Source organism: Bryobacter aggregatus MPL3, assembly GCF_000702445.1.
Lineage (GTDB): Bacteria > Acidobacteriota > Terriglobia > Bryobacterales > Bryobacteraceae > Bryobacter > Bryobacter aggregatus.
On record NZ_JNIF01000001.1, the window covers coordinates 1 to 8,158 of the forward strand.

The 8,158-nt window shown below is 58.5% G+C and carries 12 protein-coding genes; 7 read left to right on the forward strand and 5 right to left on the reverse strand.

What is annotated here, in order from left to right:
- The 7 genes from M017_RS30015 to M017_RS28980 form a co-directional block, all read left to right on the forward strand.
- Positions 1–183 (forward strand): hypothetical protein (locus M017_RS30015; protein WP_035957514.1); only part of this gene is annotated, 183 nt, incomplete at its 5' end.
- Positions 168–587 (forward strand): dockerin type I domain-containing protein, encoded by a 420-nt coding sequence (locus M017_RS0100010; RefSeq protein WP_031494800.1) that lies wholly within the window; start codon positions 168–170, stop codon positions 585–587. The genes M017_RS30015 and M017_RS0100010, both read left to right, overlap by 16 nt.
- 220 nt (positions 588–807) lie before the next feature.
- Positions 808–1,143: a hypothetical protein gene (locus tag M017_RS30850; RefSeq protein WP_031494802.1), complete on the forward strand. Its 336-nt coding sequence runs from the start codon at positions 808–810 to the stop codon at positions 1,141–1,143.
- 162 nt (positions 1,144–1,305) lie between these two features.
- On the forward strand, positions 1,306–1,620 hold the full coding sequence (locus tag M017_RS27195; protein ID WP_051669371.1) for an ATP-binding cassette domain-containing protein: 315 nt from the start codon (positions 1,306–1,308) through the stop codon (positions 1,618–1,620).
- Positions 1,621–2,235: 615 nt separating this feature from the next.
- Positions 2,236–2,520, forward strand: a complete 285-nt coding sequence (locus M017_RS0100025) for a hypothetical protein (RefSeq protein WP_031494803.1) — start codon at positions 2,236–2,238, stop codon at positions 2,518–2,520.
- Positions 2,486–2,920, forward strand: a complete 435-nt coding sequence (locus M017_RS28975; protein WP_155121129.1) for a hypothetical protein — start codon at positions 2,486–2,488, stop codon at positions 2,918–2,920. The genes M017_RS0100025 and M017_RS28975 overlap by 35 nt, the downstream gene beginning before the upstream one ends.
- Positions 2,921–3,274: 354 nt before the next feature.
- On the forward strand, positions 3,275–3,517 hold the full coding sequence (locus M017_RS28980) for a hypothetical protein (RefSeq protein ID WP_155121130.1): 243 nt from the start codon (positions 3,275–3,277) through the stop codon (positions 3,515–3,517).
- A 1,989-nt stretch (positions 3,518–5,506) separates the two neighbouring features.
- Here the strand turns inward: M017_RS28980 and M017_RS0100055 are convergent.
- The 5 genes from M017_RS0100055 to M017_RS29600 all read right to left on the reverse strand — a co-directional run.
- On the reverse strand, positions 5,507–5,743 hold the full coding sequence (locus tag M017_RS0100055; RefSeq protein WP_162179784.1) for a hypothetical protein: 237 nt from the start codon (positions 5,741–5,743) through the stop codon (positions 5,507–5,509).
- Positions 5,744–5,879: 136 nt separating this feature from the next.
- Positions 5,880–6,068, reverse strand: coding sequence for a hypothetical protein (locus tag M017_RS0100060; protein WP_031494810.1), 189 nt, complete (start codon positions 6,066–6,068; stop codon positions 5,880–5,882).
- Between the two features lie 448 nt (positions 6,069–6,516).
- Positions 6,517–7,020, reverse strand: coding sequence for an ABC transporter ATP-binding protein (locus tag M017_RS26030; protein WP_051669372.1), 504 nt, complete (start codon positions 7,018–7,020; stop codon positions 6,517–6,519).
- Position 7,021: 1 nt separating this feature from the next.
- A complete protein-coding gene (locus M017_RS0100070; RefSeq protein WP_031494812.1) occupies positions 7,022–7,444 on the reverse strand; it encodes a PEP-CTERM sorting domain-containing protein in 423 nt (140 codons plus the stop codon).
- A gap of 163 nt (positions 7,445–7,607) precedes the next feature.
- On the reverse strand, positions 7,608–8,158 hold a 551-nt coding region (locus M017_RS29600; RefSeq protein ID WP_035957523.1), incomplete at its 5' end, for a dockerin type I repeat-containing protein.

Consider the following 8,158-nt stretch of genomic DNA (forward strand, 5'->3'; position numbering starts at 1 on the left):
AGCACCGGGACCGACGACAGATGGTTCCGAATCATCGTCACTGAGAACCCCACGCTCCGGATTCCGTTCAACATCAACTTCTATATCGGCCAGACAAAGACGCTGCCAATCCTGACTTCGGGATATCCGATGCAGCCCCTGGAGGGAATCCCGAATCCTCGGGCCCGATGCAGCTCAGTCTAGTGGGCGTGCTGCCGCCGGGACTCTCGTTGGTCCAGACCGATCCGGATACCGGACAACCCACATACGGAAAAGCTCTGCTGACCGGCAAGCCGACGACGGTGGGCAGCACCACGCTGGTGTTCTACGCCGAGAACGGCATACAGCCGCGGGACGTTCATTCTCTGACCGTGCGCGTGACGATCCCCGGCGATGTAAACGGGGACGGGAAGGTGAGCTGCGATGACGTGAATTTCATTACGGCACGGTACGGGATCCGCCGCGGCCAGGAAGGCTACGACTACAATGCCGACTACAACATGGACGGCGTGATTGACGTTCGCGACACAGCGCAGGTAACGCCATATCTGCCGGCCGCACGAGATGCCAGTAGCTTTGATTCAGACAACAACAAGGAATTGACATGAAGACACTCTTCCAGCTTGCTTTTGCGGCCGCACTCCTGACGGGGGCGCCCAGGCTGCGACGATTTACATAAGTCCGGTACCGGCGGGGAATCAACCCCGGTGATTCGTTCGACATTTATCTCGGCGTTGTGTTCGATAAGAGCGCCGATCCTGCGAACAGAATTATGGGATTTCAACCTTCGACATTTCATTCTCCGCCGGACTCACAGCCGGAAGCCCAGTGGAACTCGGCTACTTCCGCGACAACGGCGTATTCTTCTATGTCAGCCAGGGACCGGACTGGATCACCGTCAGCGACTTGCTTTCGGGTGGCGATTCGCTGATGACCGATGACATGCTGTTCAAAATTCCGTTCCAATACATTTCCTCAACAGAGGGCCCGCTGTTTGTGACGATCAACGAAGAGTTCACGTTCCTGGATGGTCGCGACTTCGTGCCATTGCCTATACGGTGCCTCGACGACCGCCCCAACCCCGGAACCGGCGACCTTTGCTCTCGCGGGCACAGCGCTGGCTGTGCTGGGATGGAATCGAATCGCGCGGAGGCGGTAGAGTGAGCCGGACTGAAGACGCGATCCAAGTGGCCGGAGTGACGAAGGCGTACCGGTCGTTCTTCCGGCGCAACCCGATCCGGGCGCTGAACCAAGTCGATTTGAAGGTGCGGCGCGGAGCTGCATTCGACTTGCAGGGCCCAAACGGAGCGGCGAAAAACCACACTCATGAAGATCATGATCGGCGCGGTACGGCCGAGTTCCGGAAGCGTGGAACTATTCGGATGGCTGGCCCGAAGCGCCGGCGCCGCCCGCCTCGTGGGCTACCTTCCAGAGACCTGCGCTTTCCCGCCATACCTCACTGCGCGCCAACTGCTCCAATTCCAACGGCAGACTGATGGGCCTGGCGGACGCCTAATCGCAAATCGCGCAGCCGAACTGTTGGATCGAGTCGGGCTCGCCGATTGGGCCGATGTACCTCTGGCGAAGTATTCGAAAGGCATGGTGCAGCGGGCGGGAATCCGCACAGGCGATGCTGCATGAGCCAGAGTTGCTGATCCTGGATGAGCCGACGGACGGTCTCGACCCTGCCGCGCGAGTTCTGGTTCTTGACCTTCTGCGTACTCCTGAACCGGTCCGGAGTCACGCTTTTCATTAACTCGCACCTGCTCGATGAATTGCAGTCCCTGTGCGACGAGGTCGCGATTCTGAATCATGGTGAGATCGTGAAGCGGGAATGCCTCGCCTCCGCAGCTCAGGGCCGGGTACGTGCTGACGCTGAGCGCCGTGCCAGCCAATGTGCTGCTTGCTCTTGCCTCTTCGATCACAGCCGGTGTGCGATGGCGACAGCGGGGCGGTGCGGCTGCATTTCACTTCGCGGGTGGACCTGGATTGGCGATCGAGACAGTTCAAAACGAAGGTGAAGGGCAGATCGAATCTCTAGCGCCGGCAGGAAGATCGTTGACGGAAATGTTCCTGTCCGCAACAGCCGCGAAGCAGGGGGTTCGTTCATGACCAGCCAGATGTTTGCATTGGTGGTGGATACGATTCAGGAGGCTCGCGCCCGAAAGGTGATTGCGGCGCTGCTGCTGAACGGAACTCTATCGATCGCGCCTTGTTTTGGATTCTCCGACCTACCCTCTCTCGGGACCGACCTCAATGGTCACCTTGATGAGTCACACGGACTATCGATATCTGAACGCGCAATGGGTAGCGCGGGGTATTTTCGGGAATGCATCGCTGATCGTGTATTCGGTGCAGCTGCTTCTCTGCCTGATGACAACGATGAGCCTGGTGCCCAGCCTGCTCGATCCTGCTCGCAACGCGTGGATCGTGTCTCATCCGCTGTCGCGCGCTAGCATCCTGTTGGGCCGCTTCCTAGGGTGCATGGTGCTCGCGGCCGGCAGTTTTGTCCTATACGTTCCTGGGAGCCTGGCTAAGTGACCGGCTGAAGGTGAACCTGTGGCACTGGCCCTTCTTCTTTGGAATCCTGACCACCCTGTTGCTCTATTGTTCGCTGTTTGCGGCCATGCTGTCGCTTCACCTGCTGTCTACATCGCCCACCCTGATGGCGAAGTGGCACAATGGCAATCGGGATGTTCAACATCGCGGCTTCCAGACCGAACGAGTTTGCACGGAATCACGGGCGGCGGATGGCTATACCACTCGATGCTGTTTGTGTCAGGTCTACTCCCAAAAGGCAGCGGAGACGGCGCACCTAACCAAACGAGTATGTCCAGACCGGCTCATTTGTAAGCGGGTCCGCCTCTCTGGACATCCGGGCTGTTCGGCGCCGCTTGCCTGGCGCTGGCGGCGTGGCGGTTCTCCCGCAAAAGATCTGTAGCCTGCCGTGAGTGGCGCATCAGATCGCGCTGGCAGGGGCGGAAAACAGATGTGTTTTCCATCGCCGAGACGAGAAAGAGACCATTTGAATTGGTTCTCCGCAGCAGCCGGTTGCCGGAAGGCGCGGAGGGCTGCTGCGATAGAGGGCAGACCGGGGCGGAGGACCCCTGATTTTTGATCCGGCACTTCTTGAGCCGATGTACACTTGATACTTGCAGCGCGTCTACGCAATTTTGTTGTTACTAGCAACCAGTTCTGGACTGGTTACGCCGCTGCTTCCTCGTTCGACGCCCGAATCCAAAACTTCCTGCCTGCTGTCGACGGGATGGCAAACATCAATTGCTCGATGATGGGCATGAAGAAACAATCGCAGCTTCCGTCCGGACCAGTAGTTACAGCAGGCGCTGCTCTCTGGCCGCTCTATCCTACCGGAGCAGCCACTCCAGCTCACACAAAGTTTGCTGTTGTAGCGGACTCGACACCTCTCGATTCCTTAGCCACCTGCGGTTCCGCGATCGTTCAGGATGAGGACATCCTCTCCCACCCTCGCCTCGCCTGCCCCAACCGGACGCGGACCGCCGAAAGCTCCTCGCAATAACATCCACACTTTTCATTTCGAGGTATGGCCTCGTCTCAGCTTGTTCGTGTAGCTGCTTCTCTGCATTGCGTTCCTAATGCCTGAGATGTAAGTGCTTCTGAACAGTTCACCGTGCGTCTTGTACCGACGCGCGTGCCAACGTTGTGTATCACAGTACACACGCGAACCATACCAATTTGAGTTCCATAAGGAGTGAACCTACTGCGAGGATTTCCTGCATTTGTGTTCCTGTTTGCCACAGGCCGGACTACTTGCCGGTCAAGACGGCGAGGCGGTCATGCCCGATGCAATGAAGCAGATTGGCCCTGCCAACGGGGTGCTTGGAAAGAAGATCACTGCAAAGGATGCTTCGGCGGCAGAGGATGCAAAAAAGCTGCAATCGTTGTTGCAAGTACACGAGGTTTCTGGAAGGCGCGCAAAGCCAATGACGTGGTACGGTTGCAACCGATGCTTCCGGAGCCTCCCCTGTTGGTCTGCCTGGCGGCCCACTATCCGCTTGGTTGCGGGCGTGCAGCCGCGCCCGCAGGGGGGGTGGTCTGCGCCAGATTCATTGAATGTGGAGGGAGATACCCCCCCCCCCCCCTCCTAATTCCTTGGGCGGGCCAGACCGCCCGCAACGCAAACCGGAAGTGGCCGCCAGCAACAACAGGGAGGCTCCCCCGGAAAGCCATCCGGTTGCAAACCGTACCACCAGTCATTGGCTTTGCGCGCCTTCCAGAAACCTCGTGTACTTGCAAACAACGATTGCAGCTTTTTTGCATCCTCTGCCGCCGAAGCATCCTTTGCAGTGATCTTCTTTCCAAGCACCCCGTTGGCAGGGCCAATCTGCTTCATTGCATCGGCATGACCGCCTCGCCGTCTTGACCGGCAAGTAGTCCGGCTGTGGCAAACAGGAACACAAAATTGCAGGAAATCCTCGCATAGTTCACTCCTTATGGAACTCAAATATTGGTATGGTTCGCTGTGTACTGTGATACACAACGTTGCACGCGCGTCGTACAAGACGCACGGTGAACTGTTCAGAAGCACTTACATCTCAGGCATTAGAACGCAATGCAGAGAAGCCAGCTACACGAACAAGCTGAGACGAGGCCATACCTCGAAATGAAAAGTGTGGATGTTATGCGAGGAGCTCGCGGTCCGCGTCCGGTTGGGGCAGGCCGAGGCGAGGCGAGTGGGGGAGGATTGCCTCATCCTGAACGATCGCGGAACCGCAAGTGGCTAAGGGAATCGAGAGGTGTCGAGTCCGCTACAACAGCAAACTTTGTGTGAGCTGGAGTGCTGCTCCGGTAGGATAGAGCGGGCAGAGAGCAGCGCCTGCTGTAACTACTGGTCCGGACCGGAAGCTGCGATTGTTTCTTCATGCCCCATCCATCGAGCAATGATGTTTGCCATCCCCGTCGACAGCAGGCAGGAAGTTTGGATTCGGGCTCGAACGAGAGCAGCGGCGTAACCAGTCCAGAACTGGTTGCTAGTAACAACAAAATTGCGTAGACGCGCTGCAAGCTATCAAGTGTACATCGGCTCAAGAAGTGCCGGATCAAAAATCAGGGTCCTCCGCCCCGGTCTGCCCTCTATCCGCAGCAGCCCTCCGCGCCTTCCGGCAACCGGCTGCTGCGAGAACCAATTCAATGGTCTCTTTCTCGTCTCGGCGATGGAAAACACATCTGTTTTCCGCCCCCTGCCAGCGCGATCTGATGCGCACTCACGGCAGGCTACAGATCTTTGCGGGAGAACCGCCCACGCGCCAGCGCCAGGCAAGCGGCGCCGAACAGCCCGGATGTCCAGAGAGGCGACCCGCTTACAAATTGAGCCGTCTGGACATTACTCGTTTGTTAGGTGCGCCGTCTCCGCTGCCTTTGGGAGTAGACCTGACACAAACAGCATCGAGGGGTATAGCCATCCGCCGCCCCGTGATTCCGTGCAACTCGGTTCGGTCTGGAAGCCGCGATGTTGAACATCCCGATTGCCAATTGTGCCACTCGCCATTCAGGGTGGGCGATGTAGACAGCAGGTGAAGCGACAGCCATGGCCGCCAAACAGCGAACAATAGAGCAACAGGGTGGTCAGGATTCCAAAGAAGAAGGGCCAGTGCCACAGGTTCACCTTCAGCCCGGTCACTAGCCAGGCTCCCAGGAACGTATAGACCAAACTGCCGGCCGCGAGCACCATGCACCCTAGGAAGCGGCCCAACAGGATGCTAGCGCGCGACAGCGGATGAGACACGATCCCACGCGTTGCGAGCAGGATCGAGCAGGCTGGGCACCAGGCTCATCGTTGTCCATCAGGCAGAGAAGCAGCTGCACCGAATACACGATCAGCGATGCATTCCCGAAAATACCCCGCGCTACCCATTGCGCGTTCAGATATCGATAGTCGTGTGACTCATCAAGGTGACCATTGAGGTCGGTCCCGAGAGAGGGTAGGTCCGGAGAATCCAAAACAAGGCCGCGATCGATAGAGTTCCGTTCAGCAGCAGCGCCGCAATCACCTTTCGGGCGCGAGCCTCCTGAATCGTATCCACCACCAATGCAAACATCTGGCTGGTCATGAACGAACCCCTGCTTCGCGGCTGTTGCGGACAGGAACATTTCCGTCAACGATCTTCCTGCCGGCGCTAGAGATTCGATCTGCCCTTCACCTTCGTTTTGAACTGTCTCGATTCGCCCAATCCAGGTCCACCCGCGAAGTGAAATGCAGCCGCACCGGCCCCCGCTGTCGCCATCGCACACCGGGCTGTGATCGAAGAGCAAGAGCAAGCAGCACATTGGCTGGCACGGCGCTCAGCGTCAGCACCGTACCCGCCTGAGCTGCGGAGGCGAGGCATTCCCGCCTTCACGATCTCCCACCATGATTTCAGAATCGCGACCTCGTCGCACAGGGACTGCAATTCATCGAGCAGGTGCGAGTTAATGAAAAGCGTGACTCCGGACCGGTTCAGAGTACGCAGAAGGTCAAGAACCAGAACTCGCGCGGCAGGGTCGAGACCGTCCGTCGGCTCATCCCAGGATCAGCAACTCTGGCTCATGCAGCATCGCCTGTGCGATTCCCGCCCGCTGCACCATGCCTTTCGAATACTTCGCCAGAGGTACATCGGCCCAATCGGCGAGCCCGACTCGATCCAACAGTTCGGCTGCGCGATTTGCGATTAGGCGTCCGCCCAGGCCCATCAGTCTGCCGTGGAATTGGAGCAGTTGGCGCGCAGTGAGGTATGGCGGGAAAGCGCAGGTCTCTGGAAGGTAGCCCACGAGGCGGGCGGCGCCGGCGCTTCGGGCCAGCCATCCGAATAGTTCCACGCTTCCGGAACTCGGCCGTACCGCGCCGATCATGATCTTCATGAGTGTGGTTTTTCCCGCTCCGTTGGGCCCTGCAAGTCCGAATGCAGCTCCGCGCCGCACCTTCAAATCGACTTGGTTCAGCGCCCGGATCGGGTTGCGCCGGAAGAACGACCGGTACGCCTTCGTCACTCCGGCCACTTGGATCGCGTCTTCAGTCCGGCTCACTCTACCGCCTCCGCGCGATTCGATTCCATCCCAGCACAGCCAGCGCTGTGCCCGCGAGAGCAAAGGTCGCCGGTTCCGGGGTTGGGGCGGTCGTCGAGGACACCGTATAGGACAATGGCACGAAGTCCGGACCATCCAGGAACGTGAACTCTTCGTTGATCGTCACAAACAGCGGGCCCTCTGTTGAGGAAATGTATTGGAACGGAATTTTGAACAGCATGTCATCGGTCATCAGCGAATCGCCACCCGAAAGCAAGTCGCTGACGGTGATCCAGTCCGGTCCCTGGCTGACATAGAAGAATACGCCGTTGTCGCGGAAGTAGCCGAGTTCCACTGGGCTTCCGGCTGTGAGTCCGGCGGAGAATGAAATGTCGAAGTTGAAATCCATAATCTGTTCGGCAGGATCGGCGCTCTTATCGAACACAACGCCGAGATAAATGTCGAACGAATCACCGGGGTTGATCCCCCCGCGGTACCGGACTTATGTAAATCGTCGCAGCCTGGGCGCCCCCCGTCAGGAGTGCGGCCGCAAAAGCAAGCTGGAAGAGTGTCTTCATGTCAATTCCTTGTTGTTGTCTGAATCAAAGCTACTGGCATCTCGTGCCGGCCGGCAGATATGGCGTTACCTGCGCTGTGTCGCGAACGTCAATCACGCCGTCCATGTTGTAGTCGGCATTGTAGTCGTAGCCTTCCTGGCCGCGGCGGATCCCGTACCGTGCCGTAATGAAATTCACGTCATCGCAGCTCACCTTCCCGTCCCCGTTTACATCGCCGGGGATCGTCACGCGCACGGTCAGAGAATGAACGTCCCGCGGCTGTATGCCGTTCTCGGCGTAGAACACCAGCGTGGTGCTGCCCACCGTCGTCGGCTTGCCGGTCAGCAGAGCTTTTCCGTATGTGGGTTGTCCGGTATCCGGATCGGTCTGGACCAACGAGAGTCCCGGCGGCAGCACGCCCACTAGACTGAGCTGCATCGGGCCCGGAGGATTCGGGATTCCCTTCAGGGGCTGCATCGGATATCCCGAAGTCAGGATTGGCAGCGTCTTTGTCTGGCCGATATAGAAGTTGATGTTGAACGGAATCCGGAGCGTGGGGTTCTCAGTGACGATGATTCGGAACCATCTGTCGTCGGTCCCGG

What these genes read in the sequence shown, in the direction of transcription:
- M017_RS0100010 (WP_031494800.1), top strand. Translation starts at nt 168, where the DNA reads ATGCAGCTCAGTCTAGTGGGCGTGCTGCCGCCGGGACTCTCGTTGGTC.
- M017_RS27195 (WP_051669371.1), top strand. Translation starts at nt 1,306, where the DNA reads ATGAAGATCATGATCGGCGCGGTACGGCCGAGTTCCGGAAGCGTGGAA.
- M017_RS0100025 (WP_031494803.1), top strand. Translation starts at nt 2,236, where the DNA reads ATGGTCACCTTGATGAGTCACACGGACTATCGATATCTGAACGCGCAA.
- M017_RS28980 (WP_155121130.1), top strand. Translation starts at nt 3,275, where the DNA reads ATGAAGAAACAATCGCAGCTTCCGTCCGGACCAGTAGTTACAGCAGGC.
- M017_RS0100060 (WP_031494810.1), bottom strand. Translation starts at nt 6,068, where the DNA reads ATGACCAGCCAGATGTTTGCATTGGTGGTGGATACGATTCAGGAGGCT.